Below are 21,647 nucleotides of genomic sequence, written 5' to 3'. Positions count from 1 at the left end.
TCGGCGACGACGAGACGCGGTGACGAGACGGGGAGAGCATCGGTACTGCGTCGACTGTACCACCTCAACATAGGTTTATTCTCACAGCGCACGTCTCTGCTAGTTGAATCTCGGCGAGGGGTTCTGTCTCTCAGCAACCAGATCGTCTGAGGGGACAGTGAACTCCGTCGCCGGCAGCCACTCCACTCATGAACGCCGGGAGCCAGCAGCTAGCCGTCGTTGCGGTCGTCCTGATCACGCTCGTCAGCGGGGTCGCCGACGCCAGTGTCGCGACCTCGCCGGACGAGCGGATCGACCATCCCGTGGTGTCAGAGCTGTCGACGACGAACGTCAGTCGGACAAACGCACTCGCCGTCGGACCGAACGCGGCGGTCGGGCTGACGCTTCGAGCGAACGAACTCGACGACCGACTCGCCACGCTGGCCCACGGAGAACGACTCGCCGCCACCACCTCGGAGAACGAAACGGCCGTACTGGCGGCCGAACTACGCACGATACGACGCGCGACCACCCGTCTCGCGACTCGACAGACGGACGTCCTCGAACAGCACGTCCGTCGCAACGCGACGACGAGAGACCTCGTCTTCGAACTCGCCGCCGTCGACAGTTCCGCTCGTCGACTCGAGAGCCAGCGCGCCGCCGCCGCCGCCCGCCTCGACGATCTCTCGGCGGTAGGCGTAGACACGCGGGAACTCCGTGCCGACCTGATGGCGCTGCAGGGGCCCGTCCGGGCGCGGGTCGCCGCGATAGCGGTCGGGACGGTCGACGAAGCGTCAGTCAGCGTCGAGACGACGCGGGACAGCGTCGCGCTCGGCGTCCACACCGACGACCGGACGGTCGTCGAACGCTACCGTGCGGACTATCTCGACGCCCCGACCGACGAGCCGGCGACCATCGAAGGAGTGACCGAGCTCGTCGCGACCAACTACCCCGCCGAGTGGACGAACCGGACGGGGTACACGATCCGCCGCATCGACGCCGACCTTCTCTACGTCGAGGTCGAGTACACCGACGGCGTCGTCGTCGCGTACGTCGACCGGACGACGGGGATCGTCTTCAAAGAGTTCCACTACGGTCCCCGTTCGGACGAATCGGATCCGCTCGACCGCCTCCGACGCCGAGACTGACCGTCCGCCGTGGGATTCTGCTGCGGTGGACGTTCCGTGACAACCGTATTGTTGTAACGGGCACACGTTCGGCCACGAACGGAGAGTCCACTCCCGGGACAGATCGGCCGCTACGACTCGTCTTCGTCGGCTGTGTCGTCTCCATCCGTCGCGTCGTCTCCGTCGGTGTCCGTCGGCTCTCGTGACGTCTCTTCCGACGCCCGTACCGTCGCGCGGAGCTCCTCCCAGTCGATCGCTTCTCCGTCGGTCTCTCGGTCGCTCGTGGCCGCGGCTCCGTCGACCGTCGGCGCGTCTGCTGCAGGTGGAGCGGGTCGCTCCGGCGGCGCGGCGAAGTCGACGACGACCAGCGCCTCGGTCTCGTAGACGCGCGCGCCGAGCGACCCGTACCGACTGGCGCGCCAGTTGTTGGGCGCGACGAGGTAGCGGACGTCGTACTCCTCGACGACCGCCTCGGCGGCCGCGAGGTTCTCCGGCGTCGCCCCCTCCGTCCGCACGCGTTCGAGCGCGATGAACGCCTCGCGCTCAGCGGCCTCTTCGGGGCGATACGAGCCGGAGGCCGGCGTCGGCGTCAGCCCGTCTTGACCTGTCAGCGCCTTTACCCACGGGACGACGGCGAACGGACCGGCGACGCGCCCCTCGAACGGTTGCTGACCGTCGACCCACCGGACGATCTCCGAGATCGACTCCTGATCGTCGATCGCGTAGTACGACCGTGCGTCGTCGTAGAACGACAGCGACGCCGCGAACGCCGGCGTGACGACGAGACAGAGCAGCACCGCCACCGCCGCACCCGTCGACGACAGGCCGGGGAGGCGTAGCTCCCACTCCGTCCCCGCAGTTCGTTGGACGAACAGTCTGGCGAGCGTGTCGACGTACACCGCGAAGACGACCGCCATCGGCGCGGCGAGATAGTACGTGATGCGGGCGAGTTCGGTCCGGACCGAGGGGAGTACGGTGACGACTGCGGCGAGGACGATGCCGCCGACGAACCAGCCCAACGAGAGGCCGCCGACCGCCAGCGGCCCCAGCCGTCGCATCGCCGTCGACTCGTCGGTGGGTCTCGTCGCCTCGTCGTCGAGCGTCGCCCGGAGAAAGAGGATCGGCAGCCCCGCGACGGCGGCGGCGAACGCGAGGAACATCGGCGGGTTCCGCAGCAGCATCTGCCAGATGACGGCGATGCTGTGCCCGCCGGTACTCTCGGTGTAGGTGACGAAGATGTCCCACAGACTCGCCACGTAGAGGAGGAACACCGCCGAGGGGAGTGCGACGTCGGCGAGCGTCCGCGTGAGCACCCCCCGGTCGCGCGTCGCGACGGCGAGTCCGAGGCCCGCACAGCCGAGCGTGGCGACGAAGACGGGCGAACTCGGCGGGTGGGCGAACAGGCCGAGTGCGACGACGACGCCGAAGGCGACCCGGTCGCGTCGCGCTTCGGTCCGACGGGCACGGGCGAGTGCGCCGACGGCGAGCGTGAGCAAGCCGACGGCGACGAGGTTCGGGATACCGCCCCACGAGATGAGATCGAAGTAGAGGTACTGGCCGAAGCTCACGGTCACGTACGACGCGAGCGCGACGCGCCGGGAGAACAGCTCCTGTGCGGTGACGTAGACCGCCGCCGTCGCGCCGAGATACGCGCCGAGCGTCCACAGTTTGGCCGCGAGGATGGGCGCGCCGACGACGACGAGCACGAGCGCCAAGAGGAGGATCGACACCGGGTGGGTGGCGAACTGCCCCGGCAGTTCCGACGCCGGCATCTGCAGCCCCGCGTAGTAGCGCGCCCGCAGCAGCCAGTGTTTCGAGTCGTTCGGTGGAAACGTCGACGCGAACAGTCGACTGCCGACGAGCCACGCGTTGAGGAGCGTCACCGCAGCGAGCGCGGCGACCGTCCGGTAGTCGCCGGCGGTCGCGGTCCGTCCGAACAGGCGGGTGAACAGCCGGTCCGACAGCATCGACCCGCTCACGCCGTCGTCACCTCCTGTCGACCGGAGAGATACAGCGTCGCGCCGACGGCGGCGACGACCAAGGAGAGCCCGAAGTTGGTCACGCTGATCGCGAGCGCCGCCTCGGGCGGGACGCCGACGTAGCCGAGGAGAAAGACGTAGGCCCCCTCGCGGACGCCGAGTCCCTGCACGGAGATGGGAAGCGCCACCAGCACCGCGACGAGCGGCACCGTCGCCCAGAGGTAGGCGACCGGGACGGTCAGGTCGAGCGCGACGACGAGCGCCCACGTCGAGAGGACGGTGGCGGCGACGGTGCCGAGACTCGCCGCGGCGGCGACGAGGAGCGACCCCGGCCGATCGGCGTAGCCCAAGACCACCGTCCGCCCGGCGGTAGTGAGTCCCCCAGTCGGCACGCGGTCGACGACGACCGCGCCGGCGAGCGCGCCGACCGCTCCGACCAGAAGCACCGCGCCGGCGAGTCGAAGTCCCTCCAGCGCGGACGCCGGGAGGTCGACGGCGAGACTCGCGACCGACGCGACGGCGACGAGCGCGCCCGCGTACAGCGCCTTCTCGGCGACGACCGCCGCGGTCGGCGTCGCCAGCGCGTCGCGTCGCGTCTCCGCCTCGCGCTGGGTCCGGTAGACCCGAGTGGCGTCGCCGACGACGGTCCCCGGGCCGACGAGCGTGAAGAAGCGGCTGACGAGATAGAGCCGGAAGAGCGACCCGAACCCCCGTCGCCGCTCCTCGAACGGCGCGAGCAACGACCGCCAGGCGAGCGTGCTCGCAGCGACGCCGAGGAACTGCAGCGCCAGCGCCACGACGACCCACGACGGGCGGAAGCGACCGACGGTGTCCACGAGCGTCCGCACGTCCAGCGACCGCACGACCACTGCCAGCAGGATGACGGTGACGACGACGCGAGCGACGACCGAGAGGCGGTGACGGGTCGTCACCGAAGGGTCACCTCACCGTGGCCGGTCGCCCGGTCGAGCGCGTCGAGCAGTTTCGAGCCACTGACGCCGCCGAGCGAGACGCCGTGATCGGCGTGTCCGAGCGCGTCGAGCAGCGACTCCACCTTCGTGGCGTAGGCGACGGCGACGAACGGCGTCTCGGCGACGTGGGCGAACAGCATCGCGTGTAGTCGCGTCGCGACGAGCGCGTCGCAGGCGGCGACGACGTCGAGCAGGTCGGGCGCCGTCGCGACCGGCAGCACCGTCCCGCCGCACCGGGCGGCGAGGGCGACGCAGACCCGCTGGTCGCGCTCGATCGGCTCCGTGGGATGCCGGCAGAACGGGAGGTAAACGAGTTGCCAGCCGCGGTCGGCGTACGTCTCGGCGACCACACGGTAGGCGTCGAACAGGCGGTCGGCCGCCGCCGGGTCGGCGACGCGACGGGCCGCGATCGCGAGGACGGGCCGGTCCGGGTCGAGTCCGGCGTCGGCGAGTATCGCTCGACCGTGGGCGGGCGACGTCGACAGCCACGTCGCCGGGTCGTCGACGAGGCGGACGTCCGGCACTCCCCAGCGCGTCAGCGTGTCGAGACTCGCCGGGTCGCGGACGGTGACCGAGTCCGAGCGTCGCAGGGCGGCGACGAGCGGGCGGACGACCCGCTCCGGCGTCGAGTCGTACACCCCCACCGCGGTCCAGTGGACCGGTTTCCCGAGGGCGATCGCCGCGAGGGCGAACAGGGGGAGTTTCGCCGCGTAGGGGCCCATGTACCGCGAGAAGATGCCGCCGCCGCCGATCACGACGCCGTCGACGGCGAGCAAGAGACGGAGGAGTCTCGTCGGCGTCGGGCGGACCGCTCGGAGGTCGACCCCTTCCGGGGGTTCGGTCGCGTGGTCCGCGACGGTCGTCTCGGGGTCGTGGGAGACGACGGTGAGCGTCGTCACCGTCGGTGGGAGCGCCGACAGCAACCCGCGGAGGATCGCCTCGTCGCCGAGGTTGCCGGCACCGTAGCCGCCGACGAGGAGGACGTGACCGTCGACGGCGGGGAACTGGGGGCCGGTGTTCGTACCGTCGACGCTGACCGTCTCTGGCGCGGTGGCTCGAAGGGGAGTGTCTGACATAGCGGACCGTTCTCTCCCGTTACGACGTGTGAGAACCGCATAAACTTGTGGGCGTGCCAACGGGTTATGGGCGTCGCCGACGTAGGTGGAGGGGAGATGCGCATCGCCTACGTCTACGACGCAGTCCACCCGTGGGTCACGGGTGGCGTCCAGCGACGGGTCGCCGAACTCGGTCGGCGACTCGGCGACGACCACGACGTCCACTGGTTCGGAACCCACTCGTGGGACGGGCCGGCCGTCGTCGAGTTCGATGGGATCACGCTCCACGGCGTCGCCCCGCCGACGCCGCTGTACGTCGACGGCCGCCGGTCGGTCCGGCAGGCGCTGTCGTTCACGCGTCACCTCGCACGGCCGCTGGCTGCCGAGCGGTTCGACGTCGTCGACTTCCAGGAGTTCCCCTACCTGCCGGTCGTCCCGTGTAAACTCGCGACGCTCCGCCACGGGACGCCGCTCGTCGTCACCTGGCACGAGCTGTGGGGCGACTACTGGGACGAGTACCTCGGTGTCGCCGGCACTGCCGGGAAACTCGCCGAGCGAGGCGTCGGCGCGCTCGCCGACGCCCACGTCGCCGTCTCACCGCTCACCCGGCGACGCGTCGCCGCGCTCACCGGCGACCCCGTCGAACTCGTCCCGAACGGGATCGACATCGACGCGATCCGAGCGGTACCGGCCGCGAGCGACCGCTACGACGTGGTCTACGCGGGGCGACTCATCCCGGAGAAGAACGTCGCGCTGTTGGTTCGGGCGGTCGCCCGCCTCGCGGCCGACGACCCGGACGTCCGGTGTCGCATCGTCGGCGACGGCCCCGAGCGGCGTCGGATCGAGCGACTCGTCGCGACGCTCGGACTCGACGAACAGGTCGAACTGAGCGGGTTCCTCCCGGACGTCGAGGACGTCTACGCACTGATGAAGGCCGCCGATGTGTACGCGTCTCCCTCGCGACGTGAGGGGTTCGGCATCGGCGCGTTGGAGGCGCAGGCCTGCGGGACGCCCGTCGTCACCGTCGCCGAACCGATGAACGCCGCGGCAGACCTCGTCGACGACGGCGTCACCGGCGTCGTCGCAGACTCTTCGCCGGCAGCGTTCGCGGCGGCGCTCGACGCCGCACGCAATCTCTCGGGGCGAGCGTGTGTCGAGGCGGCGTCGGCGTACGACTGGGACGTCGTCGCGGAGCGGACGCTCGCGAGTTACGAACGAGCAGTCGAAAGTGGGACGGCGCGGCCGCGGCGAGTGGCCTAGCGCCGTTCGAGCGCGGCGACGAACAGCGAGACGGAGACGACGTAGCCGCCGAGCGCGAGCAGGGTCAGTCCGACGAGTCCCGCCGCGGACAGCGTCGTCGGTGCGGTCACGAGCGTGAGCGTGGGGACGAGGCCGACGGCGGCGAGCGTCCCGCCGGCGACGACTCCCCGCTCGACGGTGAACGTGCGGGCGAGCCACTGTATCACCCGCCCGTTCGGTGCTCGGATCGGCCGTCCGGCGGCCCGGACGACGAACGCCATCCCGACGAGGTGGACGCCGCCGAGCAACAGCGTACTGCCGACGAGTACGGTCGCGAGCGTCGCGAGCGGGGCAGCGATCCCCGCGAGGCCGAATCCGAGTACGACGACGCCGAGGGCCACACAGGCGGATCCAGGGGTCGCAAAGAGCGCGCCGGGCGCGTTGACGAGCATGAACTTCACGTGTCGCCAGCCGTCGCGGAAACTCGCGAGCGTCGCCTCGCCCTTGCGGACGTGGTAGGTGATGGGCACCTCGACGATGTGGAGTCCCTTCGCCGTCGCCTCCATGATCATCTCGCTGGCGAACTCCATCCCTTCCGAGCGGAGGTCGAGCCTCTCGAGTGCCTCGCGGGTGAGGATGCGGAACCCGCTGTGGGCGTCGGAGACGTCGCTCCGGTAGAGCAGGTTCAACACAGCCGTCAACCCGGGGTTGCCGAGGTACTGGTGGAGCGGCGGCATCGCACCGGGGAGGATCTCGCCGTCGAACCGACTGCCGAGCACCATGTCGGCGTCCTCCCGCTGGAGTGCGTCGAGGAGGCGAGGGATCTCTTTGAAGTCGTACGTCGTGTCGGCGTCGCCGATGACGATGTACTCGCCGCGGGCGTGTTCGAACGCGTAGCGGTAGGCGTAGCCGTAGCCCCGGCGGTCGGGGGTGACGACCCGCGCACCGAGCGCGCGGGCGATCTCCGGCGTCGCGTCGGTCGAGCTGTCGCTGACGAGAATCTCGCCCGGGACGCCGAGCGCCTCGAACGCCGCGGTCGCGTTCGCGATGCAGTCGGCGATACCGTCGGCCTCGTTCATCGTCGGCATGACGAGCGTCACGACCGGGTCGTCGAGCGTCGTCGCCGGAACGTCCGGTTGCTGTACTGACGTGGGCGTGACGGTCGCCACGCCCACGTCGTTCTCTCGAATCGCTTCGAGACTCTCCTGTGTTGCTGCCATCGTTGGTCCCTCCAGATCGGCGCTCAGTAGTTTGCACCTATCGCTGCGGGTACGCGTCGGAAGACTGGTGTACCGACTGCTCGATACGGGAACCTGAGCGTATCTCTACTGACAACGTGCTGCAGATAAATAGTCGGAGTATCCTTTCGACGAGTTCACGTCTCCCGGTCTGCGCCGTCGACGGCGGTAAAATCGGGTGAACTGACCCGGTTCGACGGACGCAGTTCGTCTCCCGTCTTCCGGTTTGGCAGTGACTACCCTCCCGTCCGTCGCGAGCGAGGGCAGCGGCCCGAGAACACTCGGGTTTTCGGTGAGGTTTACGGAGGCGGACGGCCGACTACACGGACGAAAACGGACTGTTTTCTCGATAGTTCGGCGCGTACACGACGACGGTAAAAAGGTCTCACGTCCGCGTCTCGCGGGAAGGACGCCTCAGCGGTTGAGGACGAGGGGGTAGGCCGCGCCGAGCGCGATACCGTACACCAGATGTGCGACGAGACTCATCGGGTCGAAGTTCGGCAACGGTGGTGCACCCGCGAACCCGACCGCACCGAGCCACACGGGCATCACGAGCGCCGCCAGCACGACCCACAGCACGACGCCGTAGACCGCACCCAGTGCGGTGCTCCGTCCGATCGACGACGAGTACTGTGGGAGCGCCTTCGCGAGCGCCGCGAAGGCGACGCCGAGAATCGCCGCGTTGGACATGTGGATGATCCACCCGGCGACGCCGCCGGAGAGTCCCCACAGTGCCGGGATCGCACTCTGGACGACGGGAGTCATCAGCACCGAGAGCAGGACTCCCATCAGCGCACCCCCGAACAGACCGCCCACGACGCCGGCCTGCCACGCTCTCCCTTCGACACCCGTCTCTACCGTAGTCTCAGTGACTGACGACATAGCAAGGTATAGTTTCGCACACAACGGCAAAACTATTGCTGGGAGCTCTCCACTCGAAAGAACGTCCGACGCGACTGTCTCGCAGTCTGACGCCGAACGCCTCCGTACGGGTGATGTATATAAATCTACAAGAACGTACAGGGACGTTCACCGTAGGCCTCAAATTACTATACACATCACAGAGACTTACAAAAAGTACTTATAAGACAGGGACAGGTTTGCGAGTGGACAGACCTCCCGAGTCGCCTCCGTCGTGGGGGCGTGCGCGAGACACGACCACACAGTCGACGGGGCAGTCGGCCGGTACGGACCGGGAGGACGACAGAGGCACACATGACAGCAACACAACGAACCAACCGGGCAGTCGGTCTCACACTACTCCTCGTCCTCTCGGTCGTCGGGGGGTCCGTCGCGTTCAGCGGCCTCGTCGCCGCAGAGGAACACGGGAGCGCCGAACTGCCGGAAGACAGTCTCACCGAGCACCGCGGCGACGTCGTCCCCGTCGACGTCGCGTTGAACAACACCACGACCGCCTACGTCTCGGTGACGCACGAGGGCGAGTACGGCGTCCTCGTCGAGGTCGTCGACGGCGACGAGGACGGCCACGTCGGTCTCGAGCTCAACACCCACTACGCGCGCGTCAACGACGTCACGGCCGGCGTCGGCCTGACGGCGGCGAGCGCGGCCGCCGGCGACGAGTACAGCGTCGTCGACGTCACCACACCGCCGGAGACGGGCGACGAACCGCTGCCGACCGGGAGCTACGACGTCGCCGTCGGCGTCGACCTCGACGGCGACGCGCTCGCCGAGGAGCAGGACACGATGACGGTGACGCTCGAAGACGGCAGCCTCGACGGGCTGCGGATTTGGACCGCCCCCTACACCTCGCTGGCGTTCGACACGCGCGAGGAGTTCGTCGAGCGCGTGGGCGCGGGCGGACTCGACACGTATCTCACCGAGGCCACCCACGTCGCCAAGGGCGACTACGCCGTCGTCCAGGTCGACGCCGCGGGCGTCTACGGACAGGTGATGGACCGCCACGACCTCACGGGCGTCGACGAGTTCGGCGAACCGAGCGGCCTCGAACTCCGCATCGAGGAGGCGAACCCGAGCGCGACGGCCGACGAGGTGCGGCGCGTCGACCTGACCGACCGGGACCACGTCCTCGTCACCGACCCGGCCAACGACACGATGTTCCTCCTCGTGAACACGCACGGCGACGCCTTCGACCCCGACGCGGTGTACCGGGCGACGTTCGCGCTCGACGAGCGGAACGCACTGCTGGCCGCCGGCGAGATGGGCGAGACGAACCGCGAGGAACTGTCGGCGACGTTCGCCGTCGCCGACCCCCGCGCGACGCTCGCGACCGACCGGACGTTCTCGCGGACCGCAGCGACCACGATCCGCGGGACGGCGAACGTCGCTCCCGGCAGCGAGCTGACGGTGGCACTCGACGACTCCGGCATCGACGCGCTCCCCGCCAACGAGACGGTCACCGTGAGCGACGACGGCACGTTCGACGCGACGTTCGACCTCACCGGCGTCCCCGTCGGGACGAACGTGACCGCGGCTGTCGTCTGGAACGACGCAGTGATCGGCGAGACGTCCGGCGTCGTCGTCCAGCAGATCGACGACGATTCGGCAGAGGCCGCCGAGTCGACCGACAGTTCGACGCCCGAACCGACACCCGAGTCGACCGACAGTTCGACGCCCGAACCGACACCCGAGTCGACCGACAGTTCGACGACAGCGTCGACGCCGGAACCGACGCCCGAGCCGACACCCGAACCCACGACGACCGACGCGACCGTCGGAGACGGCGACGGCAGTGGTGACGACACCGCAACCGGTGGCGAGTCGGGTGCGGCCTCGCCCGGGTTCGGCGTCGTCGCCGCGGTCGTCGCACTGCTCGGCGCTTCCCTGCTCGCGGCCCGTGCGCGGCAGTGACAGGGAAACGATCAGTTAGGACGGTGGTTGGCAGCCACTACTTATGACGACGGAGCCCAGACATGACCCGTGAACTACAGAGGGCGTGAGTAGATGAGATGGGAACGCCTGGCCGACGTCGGCCTCGCCGTCGCGCTGGTGTTCGCCTTCGGCGTGAGCGCCGCGGCGATGGACTCGGCCGTGACGACCGATCCCAACGACGTCGTCGACCTCGACACGAGTCTGCTCCCGATCGGTTCCGACCAGTTCGGCGAACTGAAGCAGGAAGTCGTCGAACCGACCGCCACCGACGACGACACCGGCGACAGAGAGCAGCGGCGCTCCGGAAGCGGTCAGTCCGACCAGGAGGTCGAACAGGCGCAGGTCGGATCGGGCGACGCCACGGTCGAGTCGGGTGGAGAGAGCGACACGCAGACCGGCACGACGTCGGAGATCGACTGGTTGCAGTGGTTGCTGCGGCATCTCCTCCAGCTCGCGCTGCTCTTGCTCGGTGTGGTCGGGGCCGTCGTGACCGGTGTCCTCGCCGACCGGAACCGAGATCGACTCCGCGAACTCCTGGCTTCGTTGCTCGCGCGACTCGGACTCGCCGCCGACGGCGAGACCGTCACCGAACCGGACGCGTCGGCGCGGCCGGAGTGTTCGAACGAGGTCGCTCGTGCGTGGTACGAGATGGTCTGCTGTCTGGGTCTCGACGGCGAGCGCTCGAAGACGCCCGACGAGTGTGCCGCGCGGGCAGTCGACGCCGGGTACGACCCCGACGCCGTCCGAACCGTCACCGAGGCGTTCCAGTCCGTCCGCTACGGTGGCCACCCCGCGACCGAGGAGCTCGTCGCACAGGTGCGTGCCGCCGCCGAGCACATCCGCGAACGCCACCAGCAACGCCAACACGGACAGGAGTCGTAACCATGCACCGACGAACACTCGCGCGAGCCGCCGTCGGAACCGTCGGCCTGCTCGCCCTCGGCGTGGCGCTGACGGCGACGGTTCCGACCGACGCACTGGACGGCGTCGTCGCGGCCGCGGGCAACGACTACCTGGTCGTCGCGGGCGTCGCAGCCGTCGGCCTCGTCGCCGCACTCGGGCGGTTCTACGCGGGGCGAGCGTCGAACATCGAGCAGGCGACCATGCCCGACCCGGAACGACCGGTGACGGTGCGTCCGCTCGGCGACGAGTTCGACGACGCGCTGTCGAACCCCCGGCTCCACGTCCCGCTCGTCGGGCGCGCAGTTCGGCGACGGCTCTACGCGGACCTGCGCGACGTCGCACTCAGAACGCTTCGTCGAGTGGACCACTGCAGTCGGGCGGAGGCGCTCGCTCACCTCGAGCGAGGCGACTGGACCACCGACGACGCCGCCGCGGCGTTCCTCCGCGAGGACGACCCGCCGACGCCGTCGCTGACGGTCGAACTCGCGTCGCTCCTCCGTGGCGAGCCGTGGTTCCGCGAACGAGCCTGCCGTACGGCCGAGGCACTGCTCACGTTCGCGGAGACGAACGCGAACGGAAACGGGAACGGGAGACGCGCCGAGCGTGTCGGAGCTGCCGACGACGTCGCGAGCGTACGGTCGGGGGGTGACCGATGACGGACCGCGAGACGAACCGCTGGCGGGGCGTCAGTGGACTCGCCTTGCTCGCCGGCGCTGTCGGTCTGCTCGCTGCCCGCCCCACCTTGCTCCTCTTGGGCGTCGTCGGCGTCGTCTTCGCGGTGTACCCGCGAGTGCTCTCGCCGCCGACGCCCGATCTCGAACTGGACCGCCGACTCGCCGACCCGACGCCCGGGTTCGGCGAGGAGGTCGAGGTGACGGTCAGACTCACGAACGTCGGCGCGAAACCGCTCTTCGACCTGCGAGTCGTCGACGGCGTTCCGGCCACGCTGACGGTCACGGACGGGTCCGCCCGGTACGGGACGGCGCTCAGACCGGGTGAGACGGCGCGGTTCAGCTACAGCGTCGAGGCGACCCACGGGACGCACACGTTCGAACCGATGACGGTCGTGGCGCGGGACCCCAGCGGCGCGTACGAGGTCGAGACGAGCGTCCTCGAGGAGACCGAACTCACCTGTCGGGCGCTCCCGTCGGACGCCCACCTCCGACGACACACGATCGAGTGCATCGGGAAGATCGCCACCCAGCGCGGCGGCCCCGGTATCGAGTTCCACAGCAGCCGCGAGTACCGCCACGGCGACCCGCTCTCGCAGTTCGACTGGAAGCGGTACGCCCGGACGCGAGAGGAGACCACCATCGAGTACCGGGTCGAACAGGCCGCCCGCATCCTGCTCCTCGTCGACGCGCGGGCGGTCGCGTACCGCGCACCGCCGGAGCAACCGCACGGCGTCGCCTACAGCGTCGCCGCGGCCGAGGACCTGCTGGAGGGACTGCTCGACGCCCACAACGACGTCGGCCTCGCGGCGTTCGGCTGTGACGCCTGTTGGTTCTCCCCGGGACGGGGACCGCAACACCGGATCCGGGCACGGCGCTATCTCCTGAGTCACGAGACGTTCGGCGCGACGCCGCACGATCCGGCGGACGAACCGCCGCTGGACGAACAGGTCGACCAGTTGCTCGGCCGCATCGGCGCGGGGACGCAAGTACTGCTCCTGTCGCCGCTGTGCGGTCCCGGTATCGCCCGTGCCGCCCGGACGCTCGAGGTGTACGGCCACCACGTCACCGTCGTCAGTCCCGACGTCACCAGCGAGGAGACGGTCGGTCAGCGACTCGCGGCGCTGGACCGGCAGAACTGCATCGCCGACCTCCGGGCGGTCGGCATCCCGGTCGTCGAGTGGCGACCGTCGACGCCGCTGGCGACGGCGCTCTCGGCGTCGACGCCGGGGGTGAGATCGTGAGCACGCCGACGTCGACGGGCGTCCGCGTCGACCACCGTCCGGCCCGGCTCAGTGGCGCAGCGGCGGTCCTCCTCGGGCTGAGCGCCCTCGCGGCAGTCGCGGTGGCCGGGGAACTCGACAGTTCGGGCGTCGTGTGGGCGACGCTGTTCGTCGAAGGTGTGGGAATCGGTCTGCTCGCCCTCGGCAGGAGCCTCCGAACCGACGGGAAGCGCGCGTTCGGACTCGTACTCACGGCCGGCGGACTGCTGGTCGTCCTCGTCGCGTTCGGGCTGGCCGTCACCGAACCGCGTCGGATGGGCGTCAGACTGTGGCTCCTCGTCGGGACGGGCGCCGTGTTCCTGGTCGCCGTCGCCGTCGTGCCGGTCGTCGACCGGCGCGCGCGCCACCTGCTCAAGGTCGCGTCCGTCCTCCTCTTCGTCAGCGTCCTGCTCGGCGGGCTCGTCTCGCTCGGACCGCTGTCGACGCTGCTCGTCGGCGCGGTCGCGGCGCTCCTCGTGTGGGACCTCGGCGAGAACGCCGTCACTGTCGGCGAACAACTCGGGCGGAACGCACCGACGACGCGCCTCGAACTGACGCATCTGATGGCCAGCCTCCTCGTCGGTGGCGTCGCCGTCGTCGCCGGCCGCCTCGTCAGCGACGTCGGTACGTCCGACGTGTCGTTCCCCTCGTTCGTCGCGCTCGTGGTCGCGGTGGTGCTGTTCGGCGTCGCGCTCCGGAACTGATAGGGGGTATCGTAGAATCTCATAGCGTTTCTTCAGGAGAATCGAACCCTGTGGTTTGCCGGGGATGGCCGGTCTTCCAGTTGGCTACGATAACCTCTATGAGCAGGGTGCGACCCGGAGTCACGTTCGCTTCTCGCGCAGACCGACGAGCGTGAGCGCAGCCACAGCGAGCGCACCGAGTGCGACGAGCAGGCCGAGGCCGGGCGACTGCGTCTCGGTCGTGGTCGGATCGGGAGTCGGTTCGGGAGTCGGCTCTGAGCCGGCGACGGTCGTCGTCTGCGCCGGCGTCGCCGTCGCAGTCGACGTCGATTCGGCGGTCGTGGTTGGTTCTGCCGTCGCCGTGGTCGTGGTCGTGCTCGTGACCGTACTCGGCGCACCAGCCGCGAGGATCTCCACGTCGACGCGGGCAGACTGTTCGCCGTCGTCGGCGACCACCGTGTACGTGCCGGGCGTGGCGTCGTCTGGGACCGCCAGTTCGACGCTCCAGACGCCGTCGGTGTCCCAGTCGTCGACGGTGGCGACGTCGACCGCGTCGCCGTCGGCGTCGACGAGACTCGCCTCGATCAGTCGGCCGGACGGGCGGCGGTTCGTCACACCGCGGACGACCATCGGCTCGCCGGCCGGCACCTGCTGGACGCCCGACGCCTGTCGATCGCTTGCCGGGACGACGTCGGTGACGCGGACGTCGCCCTCCGTCAGAACGAACGGGACGTCGACGAGGTGGTCGTCCGACCCGCCGCCGTTCACGGTCGCTTCGAGCAGCACCTCCCGGACCTGGTCCTGCGTCAGGTCGCGGTCACCGAGGCCGTCCGCGTAGTCGACGAGGTCGGCGGCGGAGTCCGGCCCGTCGCCCGGCGTGCCGAACGTCTCATCGCTCCCCGACGAGAGCACGACGCCGTCGACAAACCCCTCCTCGATCTCGGCGACGTCGACCGTCGCAGCGAACCGCTCGCCGGTGACCGGGAGCACCGAGGCGACGACGGTGCCACGAGCTCCGACGAAGACGACGACGACGTCCGCGTCCGTCGTCGACGATCCCGAGACGCCGACGACGCCGTCTTCGACGGCGATCTGTCCGTCGTACGTCTCGACCGACGCCGCGAAGTCGTCCTTCGAATCCGTCTGGGCGGTGAACGGGGAGACGCTCGCCGCGGTGGCGAGCGGAACGGTTCCACCGATCGTCGCTCCGACGAGGAGGAACACGAGGACCACCGCTCTGCGCTGGTGTGACTCTCTCATACTGTTCTCCCGAACACAATGGACCGCGAGTGGCAAATACGTTCGTCAGGTGGCGACGTACGGTCTCAGATCGCGGCAAAAAGAGGAACCGGAGACAGACTCAGCGGCGACGGGCCGCCAGCAGGGCCGCTGCGAGCAGCGCGACGAGGGCGACGACGAGTCCGAAGCCGGGCGACTCGGTCTCGGTCGTCGTGGGCTCCGGGGTCGGCTCGGGCGTCGGCGTCGGCTCTGCGGTCGTCTCGTCGGGCGTCGCCGTCTCGGTCGGTTCGTCGGTCTGTTCGTCGGTCGGTTCTTCAGTTGGCTCCTCGCGCTGTTCGACGATCTCGACCATCACGGTGGTGATCGTCTCGCCGTCGTCCGCGCGGAGCGTGTAGGTGCCCGCCTCGGCGTCAGAGGGCACTGCGAGGCTCGTCGACCAGGTGCCGTCGGTACCCCAGTCGTCGGCGATGCCGACGTCGAAGCTCTCGGCGGTCGGGCCGCGGATCATCTCGAGGACGATGGTGTTGTCGTCGGGGCGGAGGTTGGTCACGCCCTCGATCTGCATCGTCTCGCCGAGTGCGACCGGCTGGACGCCACTGACGTTGTCGCCCGCGCCCTCTGCGTAGACGTTGCGGATGACCGTGTCGGCGTCCGTGAACTCGAACTCCGTCTCGACGAGGATGTCGTCGGAGCCCTCGTTGTCGACCGACTGCTCGCGGATGAGTTCGATCGACTGGCTCTGCGTCAGCCCGCGTTCCTCGAGGTCGTTGACGAAGGCGACGAACTCGGCGACGGAGCGCTGGTTCTCGCCGCCGAAGACGCCATCACGGGCAGGGCTGATGATGAAGCCGCGCACGTTGCCCTCTTCGACGAGGCCGTCGGCGTCCTCCAGTCCGGTGTCGTCGTTCTCGAAGACGTCCTGGTCGTCGACGGTGTCGCGGTTCACGACGATGCCGCCGCGCTGGCCGACGAAGACCACGACGACCTCCTCGGCGCCGGGGGCGACGCCGGTCACGTTGATGGTACCGTCCTCGACGGCGACCTGTCCGTTGTAGGTCAGCATCTGGCCGTCGAGCGCCTGGTCCGTGACGCGGATGCCGCGTTGCACGCTCGAGCCGGAGCTGAACCGCGAGGTCGTCAGCGTCGCGTCGGCTTGACCGTCACCGTCGAAGTCGGCGTCGTCGACGTCGATGACGCCGATGCGGTAGGTGCCGGGGACGCGGAGGATGCGGCTCGCTTCCGAGAGCGTGACGTCTCTGCGGTCCCAGGTGCCGTCGGCGTCGACCGACACGCGGTCGAGTTCGTCGACGAGCTCCCAGTCGCCGTCGTCGCGGGCGTACACCGCTACGGCGTCGATCGCCGAGTCGGCGGTCCCCTCGACGTCGACGTCGTCGCCGGCGACGTAGGCCGCGCCGGGTTCGGTGAGGGCGAGCCCTTCGCTGCCCTCGGCCACGCGGAAGGTGACCTCGTCGACCTCGTCGCGGGCGTCGTTACCCTCGTAGTCGGCGACAGCCTCCTCGATGGAGTTGAAGCCGTCGTAGAGGTTGATGTCGATGCTGGCATCGTCGAGACGGCCCGTGTCGAGCTGGTTGATTCCCAGCCCGTCGGTGTCGACCTCGACGAGCGTGAACACCTCTTGGATGCTCGATCCGTCGACGGTCGGGTCGTCGCCGCGTTCCTCGACGAGTTCGCCGCCGTCGAAGACGTGACCGTCTTCGAGGACGGCGACGAGTTCACCGTTCGAGCGCACGAGCACGCCCGAGAGGAACCCGCCGTCGTTGAACTCGCGGAACACCTGCGTCACGTCGCGGACGCTCACGTCGCCGCTGGGACGCGTCCGGAGGTCGCCGGCGTCGATGGAGGTGACGTGGAAACTGCCGGCGGTCGAGCGGTCGACCTCGTAGGTGGCGAACTCGCCCTGGACGATGGTCTCGTTGTCCGCCGCGAAGTCGAGACGGGGGTCGTTCGAGGAGGCGACGCTGAAGGCGACGCTCCGCGAGACGCCGTTGACGTAGAGGTCGCCGAACGGTTCGTCGTCCTCGGCGAGGACGAGGTACTCGTAGTCGCCCGCCTTCTCGACCTCCTGGAGGTCTTGGATCTGGTAGATCGTGTCGCTCGTTCGGGCCGCGTCGTTCAGAAGCGAGCGGTCACCGACGGCGGGGGCGTCGACGTTCTTCCCCTCGGGGACGAGGTTACGGATGACGTCCGCGCTGTCGGGGAACTGCTCGATGGCCTCCTCGCGGGTGAGAAGCCCGTCGGTGATCACCGACCCGGTCGGCGGGTCGACGAGGAACATCTCGGCGCGCTCGGCACCGAGGAAGTTGACATCGGCGCGGACGATGACGAACTCGTCTTCCTCGATGGAGCCGCCGGCGTCGATGCGCTGGCCGTTCTGGTTGAGGATCTCCAGCCGGGAGATACGCGGCTGTTGGACGACGAGCGTGTTGCCGTCACGGGTGCCGTCGTCGGAGTAGACGCCGGTGTCCTGGTCGCCCGAGACGGTCTGGTTCAGATCGAGCGTCTGTCCCTCGGCTCCACCGTTCTCGACGCCGATCAGCGTGTCGCTGGTGAAGCCCACGAAGAGGGTGTCCTCTTCGCCCTGGAAGACGGTCGCGCCCGGACCGACGACGCCGGTACTACCGGTCAGTCGTTGCTGGGCGGGCACGCGGTACTGCGTGCCGTCGCGGGCGACGACCACGTCGCCCTCGTTCAGGGTGAGGCGGTCGGTCGACGGGTTGTACAGCTGGCTGCCGGACGCCCCGCGCTTGACGAGGCCGACGGCGACGGCGTCGGCGTCGTCACCGCCCGGGAGTACCTGGTTGAAGATCGTTCCTGGCGGTGCCTCCGCGACGGTCGGCAGCTCCTGTGACGCTGCTGTCCCTGCGAAGGCGACGGTCCCGGCGAACACCGACGTCACCACGAGCACGGACAGCAACACTGCCCGCACTCGTCGGCGCACGTCGGCTCGCCCCGAAGACCGTCCGGGTCGATTGACTGTGTAAGTGAGTCTCATAGTCTCTGCATCTGTCTTTCGTCGTCCAACCGCCACCTGCGGGGACCGGCTCGAACGACGGTGTCGGCGCGAGGCCGGTCGTCGATCGGCGGTGCGGTCGCTCCACTGACGGGAGGGTCGGCGTACGGGAGGGCAACGAGTCGGATGCTGCGAAAAGAAGTACAGCAGGTGCTTGTAAATACTTTCTGTGGGGTGGAGCGACCGACGACCGGTCGACGCGACGGCGACCGACTGAGTCGACTCAGAGAGCGACCGCTCACAGGGGGAGGTGTGCGCAAAAAATAACGACCGGTCGGATGACCGATCAGTCCATGCGGCGGCGCATCGCCAGGAGGGCGGCGGCAGCGAGCATGGCGAGGGCCGCGACGAGGACACCGAATCCGGGTGATTCAGTCTCGGTCGTCGTGGGCTCGGGAGTCGGCTCGGGCGTCGGCGTCGGTTCTTCCGTCGTCGGCTCGGCCGTCTCCGTCTCGGTCGGTTCTTCGGTCGGTTCTTCGGTCGGTTCTTCGGTCGGCTCCTCGCGCTGCTCGACGACTTCGACCGTCACGGTGGTGATGGTCTCACCGTCGTCCGCGCGGAGCGTGTACGTTCCGGGTTCCACGTCCTCCGGGACCGGCATCGTGGTCGTCCACATGCCGTCGGTGCCCCAGTCGTCGGCGATGCCGACGTCGAACAGCTCTGCGTTCGGGCCGCGGATCATCTCGAGGACGATGGTGTTGTCGTCGGGGCGGAGGTTGGTCACGCCCTCGATCTGCATCGTCTCGCCGAGTGCGACCGGCTGGACGCCGCTGACGTTGTCGCCCGCGCCCTCTGCGTAGACGTTGCGGATGACCGTGTCGGCGTCCGTGAACTCGAACTCCGTCTCGACGATGAGATCGTCGGACCCTTCGTTGTCGACGGAGGCCTGCCGGATGAGTTCGATCGCCTGCGCCTGCGTCAGACCACGTTCTTCGAGGTCGTTCAGGTAGGCGGTGAACTCACCGACGGAGCGCTGGTTCTCGCCGCCGAAGACGCCGTCACGGGCAGGGCTGATGATGAAGCCGCGCACGTTGCCCTCTTCGATGAGGCCGTCGGCGTCCGACAGCAGGGTGTCGTCGTTCTCGAAGACGTCCTGGTCGTCGACGGTGTCGCGGTTCACGACGATGCTACCGCGCTGGCCGACGAAGACCACGACGAGTTCTTGCGCACCGGGGGCAGTACCGGTCACGTTGATGGTACCGTCCTCGACGGCGACCTGCTCGTTGTAGGTCAGCATCTGGCCGTCGAGCGCCTGGTCCGTGACGCGGATGCCGCGCTGGATGCTCGCGCCGGAGCTGAACTGCGAGGTCGTCAGCGTCGCGTCGGCTTGACCGTCACCGTCGCGGTCGGCGTCCTCGAAGTCGATGACACCGATGCGGTAGGTGCCGGGGACGCGGAGGATGCGGCTCGCTTCCGAGAGCGTGACGTCTCTGCGGTCCCAGGTGCCGTCGGCGTCGACCGACACGCGGTCGAGTTCGTCGACGAGCTCCCAGTCGCCGTCGTCGCGGGCGTAGACCGACACGGCGTTGATCGCCGGGTTGGCCGTCCCCTCGACGTCGACGTCGTCGCCGGCGACGTAGGCCGCGCCGGGTTCGGTGAGGGCGAGCCCTTCGCTGCCCTCGGCCACGCGGAAGGTAATCTCGTCGACTTCGCTGCGGGCGTCGTTGTTCTCGTAGTCGGCGACAGCCTCCTCGACGGAGTTGAAGCCGTCGTAGAGGTTGAGGTCGATGCTGGCGTCGTCGAGGCGACTCGTGTCGAGCTGGTTGATTCCCAGCCCGTCGGTGTCGACTTCGACGAGCGTGAACACTTCCTGGACGTCACGGCCGGGCACGGTGCCGTCGGCGAGGTCGGGGAAGTCGTCGCTCGCCTCTTGGCCGTCGTTGAAGACGCGACCGTCTTCGAGGACGGCGACGAGTTCACCGTTCGAGCGCACGAGCACGCCCGAGAGGAACCCACCGTCGTTGAACTCACGGAAGACGCGAGTGATCTCACCGACCTCGACGTCGTCGGTCGGCGGGCTACGGAGGTCGTCCGCAGTGATCGAGACGACGTGGAAGTCGCCTGCGCTCGAGCGGTCGATCTCGTAGGTGGCGAACTCACCCTGGACGAGAGTACGGTTGTCCGCTGCGAAGTTGAGCACCGGATCGTCCGAGGAGACGACGGTGAACTCGAGCGTGCTACGGACGTCGAGGTCGCCGTACGGTTCGTCGTCCTCGCTGATGACTTCGTACTCGTAGTCACCGGCCTTCTCGACCTCTTGGAGGCTCTGGACGAGCAGGATCGTGTCTCGGGTGCCGAGGTTCGGGTTGAACAGCGAGCGGTCGAGTCCGTCTCGGTCGCCGGCCTTCCCGAACGTGTTGTCGGACAGCTCCTTGCCCGCGTCGGATTCGACTCTGTCGAAGACGGCGCGGTCGCCGAAGCGCTCGCGCGCCTCGTCGAGCGTCAGGATGCCGTCGGTGACGGAGCCACCGGACGCGGGGTCGATGAGCTTGATCTCGGCACGCTCGGCTTCGAGGAAGTTGACGTCGGCGCGGACGACGACGAACTCGTCTTCCTCGACGGAGCCGCCGGCGTCGATGCGCTGGCCGTTCTGGTTGAGCACCTCGAACCGGCTGACGCGCGGCTCCTGGATGGTCAGGGTGTTGCCGTCGCGGGTGCCGTCGTCGGAGTAGACGCCGGTGTCTTGGTCACGCGGGACCGTCTGGTCGGCGTCGAGCGTCTGGCCCTCCGCACCGCCGTTCTCGACGCCGATCAGCGTATCGGAGTCGAAGCCGACGAAGCGGGTGTCCTGTTCGCCCTGGAACACCGTGGCACCGGGGCCGATGAAGCCCGCGCTACCGCGGTACGTCTGGGCGGCCTCGGCGGTCACCAGGAAGCGCTCTGCACCGCCGCGGACGACGAGCACGTCACCCTCGTTGAGTGTCGTGCTGTCGGTCGACGGGTTGTAGAGGAAGTTCCCGGAGTTACCGCGCTTTACGAGGCCAATTCGTTCGACTGTTCCGTCGGGGCCGCCGCGCTGCACCTGTGAGAACACGGTGCCAGCGGGGGCCTCGGAGACGGACGGTAGTTCCTGTGATGCGGCGAGTCCCGTGAGGGCGACCGTCCCTGCGAACAGGGAGGTGACCATGAGGGCCGTCAGAACCAGCGCCCGTATCTTTCGGCTACGGTTCGTTGTTGTAAACATTGATTGTGTTGTCTGTCTGCTGGATAGTTCGTGTTGCCACGGGCGATGCGGTGAGTCGACTGGTGATTCTGTTTTCCCTTTCGTGTGCGAACTGCTCATGCCCGACTCGACACTCGGAGGGAGGTCGGGTCAGACCCGGGACCGCTAACCGTCGCCGACGGCCACATAGCCGTGGCTCGCTAGCCTCTGCGAGACTAGAGGTCGGATGCGCTCGTACGGGTTCGAGGGCCGCACGC

15 protein-coding genes are annotated in these 21,647 nt (G+C 68.8%); 7 read left to right on the top strand and 8 right to left on the bottom strand.

The annotated features are described in order from the left end of the window. Positions 1 to 188 precede the first annotated feature (188 nt). Positions 189 to 1,127 (top strand): DUF7094 domain-containing protein, encoded by a 939-nt coding sequence (locus EOHIBHHM_RS22155; RefSeq protein WP_497257990.1) that lies wholly within the window; start codon positions 189 to 191, stop codon positions 1,125 to 1,127. A gap of 110 nt (positions 1,128 to 1,237) precedes the next feature. Here EOHIBHHM_RS22155 and EOHIBHHM_RS22150 read toward each other — a convergent pair whose 3' ends face one another. Genes EOHIBHHM_RS22150 through EOHIBHHM_RS22140 form a run of 3 tightly spaced genes read right to left on the bottom strand, consistent with a single transcriptional unit; the run spans position 1,238 to position 5,132 of the window. Beyond that, complete coding sequence (locus EOHIBHHM_RS22150) at positions 1,238 to 3,085, bottom strand: hypothetical protein (RefSeq protein WP_497257988.1); 1,848 nt, start codon at positions 3,083 to 3,085, stop codon at positions 1,238 to 1,240. Continuing rightward, positions 3,082 to 4,017, bottom strand: coding sequence for a lysylphosphatidylglycerol synthase transmembrane domain-containing protein (locus tag EOHIBHHM_RS22145; protein WP_497257986.1), 936 nt, complete (start codon positions 4,015 to 4,017; stop codon positions 3,082 to 3,084). The genes EOHIBHHM_RS22150 and EOHIBHHM_RS22145 overlap by 4 nt, the downstream gene beginning before the upstream one ends. Then, the gene (locus EOHIBHHM_RS22140) at positions 4,014 to 5,132 is read right to left on the bottom strand and encodes a polysaccharide pyruvyl transferase family protein (RefSeq protein ID WP_497257984.1); all 1,119 of its coding nucleotides are present in this window, start codon (positions 5,130 to 5,132) and stop codon (positions 4,014 to 4,016) included. The genes EOHIBHHM_RS22145 and EOHIBHHM_RS22140 overlap by 4 nt, the downstream gene beginning before the upstream one ends. A gap of 66 nt (positions 5,133 to 5,198) precedes the next feature. Between EOHIBHHM_RS22140 and EOHIBHHM_RS22135 the strand changes: the two genes are divergently transcribed. Then, positions 5,199 to 6,371, top strand: a complete 1,173-nt coding sequence (locus EOHIBHHM_RS22135) for a glycosyltransferase family 4 protein (protein ID WP_497257982.1) — start codon at positions 5,199 to 5,201, stop codon at positions 6,369 to 6,371. Here EOHIBHHM_RS22135 and EOHIBHHM_RS22130 read toward each other — a convergent pair. Together EOHIBHHM_RS22130 and EOHIBHHM_RS22125 are read right to left on the bottom strand one after the other, a co-directional pair. After that, positions 6,368 to 7,570 carry a glycosyltransferase family 2 protein gene (locus EOHIBHHM_RS22130; RefSeq protein WP_497257980.1) on the bottom strand — a complete coding sequence of 401 codons (1,203 nt, stop codon included), beginning with the start codon at positions 7,568 to 7,570 and terminating at the stop codon, positions 6,368 to 6,370. The two genes, EOHIBHHM_RS22135 and EOHIBHHM_RS22130, sit on opposite strands and share 4 nt — an antisense overlap. A gap of 432 nt (positions 7,571 to 8,002) precedes the next feature. After that, a complete protein-coding gene (locus EOHIBHHM_RS22125; RefSeq protein WP_497257978.1) occupies positions 8,003 to 8,470 on the bottom strand; it encodes a DUF6789 family protein in 468 nt (155 codons plus the stop codon). A 333-nt stretch (positions 8,471 to 8,803) separates the two neighbouring features. Here EOHIBHHM_RS22125 and EOHIBHHM_RS22120 point away from each other — a divergent pair, with 333 nt between their 5' ends. From EOHIBHHM_RS22120 to EOHIBHHM_RS22100, 5 genes are all read left to right on the top strand, one after another. Next, positions 8,804 to 10,417 carry a BGTF surface domain-containing protein gene (locus tag EOHIBHHM_RS22120; RefSeq protein ID WP_497257976.1) on the top strand — a complete coding sequence of 538 codons (1,614 nt, stop codon included), beginning with the start codon at positions 8,804 to 8,806 and terminating at the stop codon, positions 10,415 to 10,417. A 93-nt stretch (positions 10,418 to 10,510) separates the two neighbouring features. Then, positions 10,511 to 11,320: a DUF4129 domain-containing protein gene (locus EOHIBHHM_RS22115; RefSeq protein WP_497257974.1), complete on the top strand. Its 810-nt coding sequence runs from the start codon at positions 10,511 to 10,513 to the stop codon at positions 11,318 to 11,320. A gap of 2 nt (positions 11,321 to 11,322) precedes the next feature. After that, positions 11,323 to 11,997 carry a DUF7269 family protein gene (locus tag EOHIBHHM_RS22110; RefSeq protein ID WP_497257972.1) on the top strand — a complete coding sequence of 225 codons (675 nt, stop codon included), beginning with the start codon at positions 11,323 to 11,325 and terminating at the stop codon, positions 11,995 to 11,997. Then, positions 11,994 to 13,256, top strand: a complete 1,263-nt coding sequence (locus tag EOHIBHHM_RS22105) for a DUF58 domain-containing protein (protein ID WP_497257970.1) — start codon at positions 11,994 to 11,996, stop codon at positions 13,254 to 13,256. Before EOHIBHHM_RS22110 ends, EOHIBHHM_RS22105 begins: the two co-directional genes overlap by 4 nt. Next, positions 13,193 to 13,978 (top strand): DUF7519 family protein, encoded by a 786-nt coding sequence (locus EOHIBHHM_RS22100; RefSeq protein ID WP_497257968.1) that lies wholly within the window; start codon positions 13,193 to 13,195, stop codon positions 13,976 to 13,978. The genes EOHIBHHM_RS22105 and EOHIBHHM_RS22100 overlap by 64 nt, the downstream gene beginning before the upstream one ends. 120 nt (positions 13,979 to 14,098) lie before the next feature. On the opposite strand, the gene EOHIBHHM_RS22095 is transcribed toward EOHIBHHM_RS22100, so the two are convergent. From EOHIBHHM_RS22095 to csg (EOHIBHHM_RS22085), 3 genes are all read right to left on the bottom strand, one after another. After that, a complete protein-coding gene (locus tag EOHIBHHM_RS22095; RefSeq protein ID WP_497257966.1) occupies positions 14,099 to 15,217 on the bottom strand; it encodes a hypothetical protein in 1,119 nt (372 codons plus the stop codon). Positions 15,218 to 15,317: 100 nt separating this feature from the next. Beyond that, the gene (gene csg / locus EOHIBHHM_RS22090) at positions 15,318 to 18,134 is read right to left on the bottom strand and encodes an HVO_2072 family ArtA-dependent S-layer glycoprotein (RefSeq protein WP_497257964.1); all 2,817 of its coding nucleotides are present in this window, start codon (positions 18,132 to 18,134) and stop codon (positions 15,318 to 15,320) included. A gap of 379 nt (positions 18,135 to 18,513) precedes the next feature. Further along, positions 18,514 to 21,354, bottom strand: coding sequence for an HVO_2072 family ArtA-dependent S-layer glycoprotein (gene csg, locus EOHIBHHM_RS22085; protein ID WP_497257962.1), 2,841 nt, complete (start codon positions 21,352 to 21,354; stop codon positions 18,514 to 18,516). Positions 21,355 to 21,647: the final 293 nt, after the last annotated feature.

Source organism: Halogranum roseipondis (assembly GCF_059695585.1).
The sequence above is the reverse complement of the archived record's forward strand: the minus strand, read 5'-3'. Positions and strand labels throughout refer to the sequence as shown.

Excerpts from the sequence above, each read along its gene's own strand:
- EOHIBHHM_RS22120 (WP_497257976.1), top strand. The coding sequence starts at position 8,804 with ATGACAGCAACACAACGAACCAACCGGGCAGTCGGTCTCACACTACTC.
- EOHIBHHM_RS22115 (WP_497257974.1), top strand. The coding sequence starts at position 10,511 with ATGAGATGGGAACGCCTGGCCGACGTCGGCCTCGCCGTCGCGCTGGTG.
- EOHIBHHM_RS22105 (WP_497257970.1), top strand. The coding sequence starts at position 11,994 with ATGACGGACCGCGAGACGAACCGCTGGCGGGGCGTCAGTGGACTCGCC.
- EOHIBHHM_RS22110 (WP_497257972.1), top strand. The coding sequence starts at position 11,323 with ATGCACCGACGAACACTCGCGCGAGCCGCCGTCGGAACCGTCGGCCTG.
- EOHIBHHM_RS22095 (WP_497257966.1), bottom strand. The coding sequence starts at position 15,217 with ATGAGAGAGTCACACCAGCGCAGAGCGGTGGTCCTCGTGTTCCTCCTC.
- EOHIBHHM_RS22140 (WP_497257984.1), bottom strand. The coding sequence starts at position 5,132 with ATGTCAGACACTCCCCTTCGAGCCACCGCGCCAGAGACGGTCAGCGTC.
- EOHIBHHM_RS22135 (WP_497257982.1), top strand. The coding sequence starts at position 5,199 with ATGGGCGTCGCCGACGTAGGTGGAGGGGAGATGCGCATCGCCTACGTC.
- EOHIBHHM_RS22125 (WP_497257978.1), bottom strand. The coding sequence starts at position 8,470 with ATGTCGTCAGTCACTGAGACTACGGTAGAGACGGGTGTCGAAGGGAGA.
- EOHIBHHM_RS22130 (WP_497257980.1), bottom strand. The coding sequence starts at position 7,570 with ATGGCAGCAACACAGGAGAGTCTCGAAGCGATTCGAGAGAACGACGTG.
- csg (WP_497257962.1), bottom strand. The coding sequence starts at position 21,354 with ATGGTCACCTCCCTGTTCGCAGGGACGGTCGCCCTCACGGGACTCGCC.
- EOHIBHHM_RS22155 (WP_497257990.1), top strand. The coding sequence starts at position 189 with ATGAACGCCGGGAGCCAGCAGCTAGCCGTCGTTGCGGTCGTCCTGATC.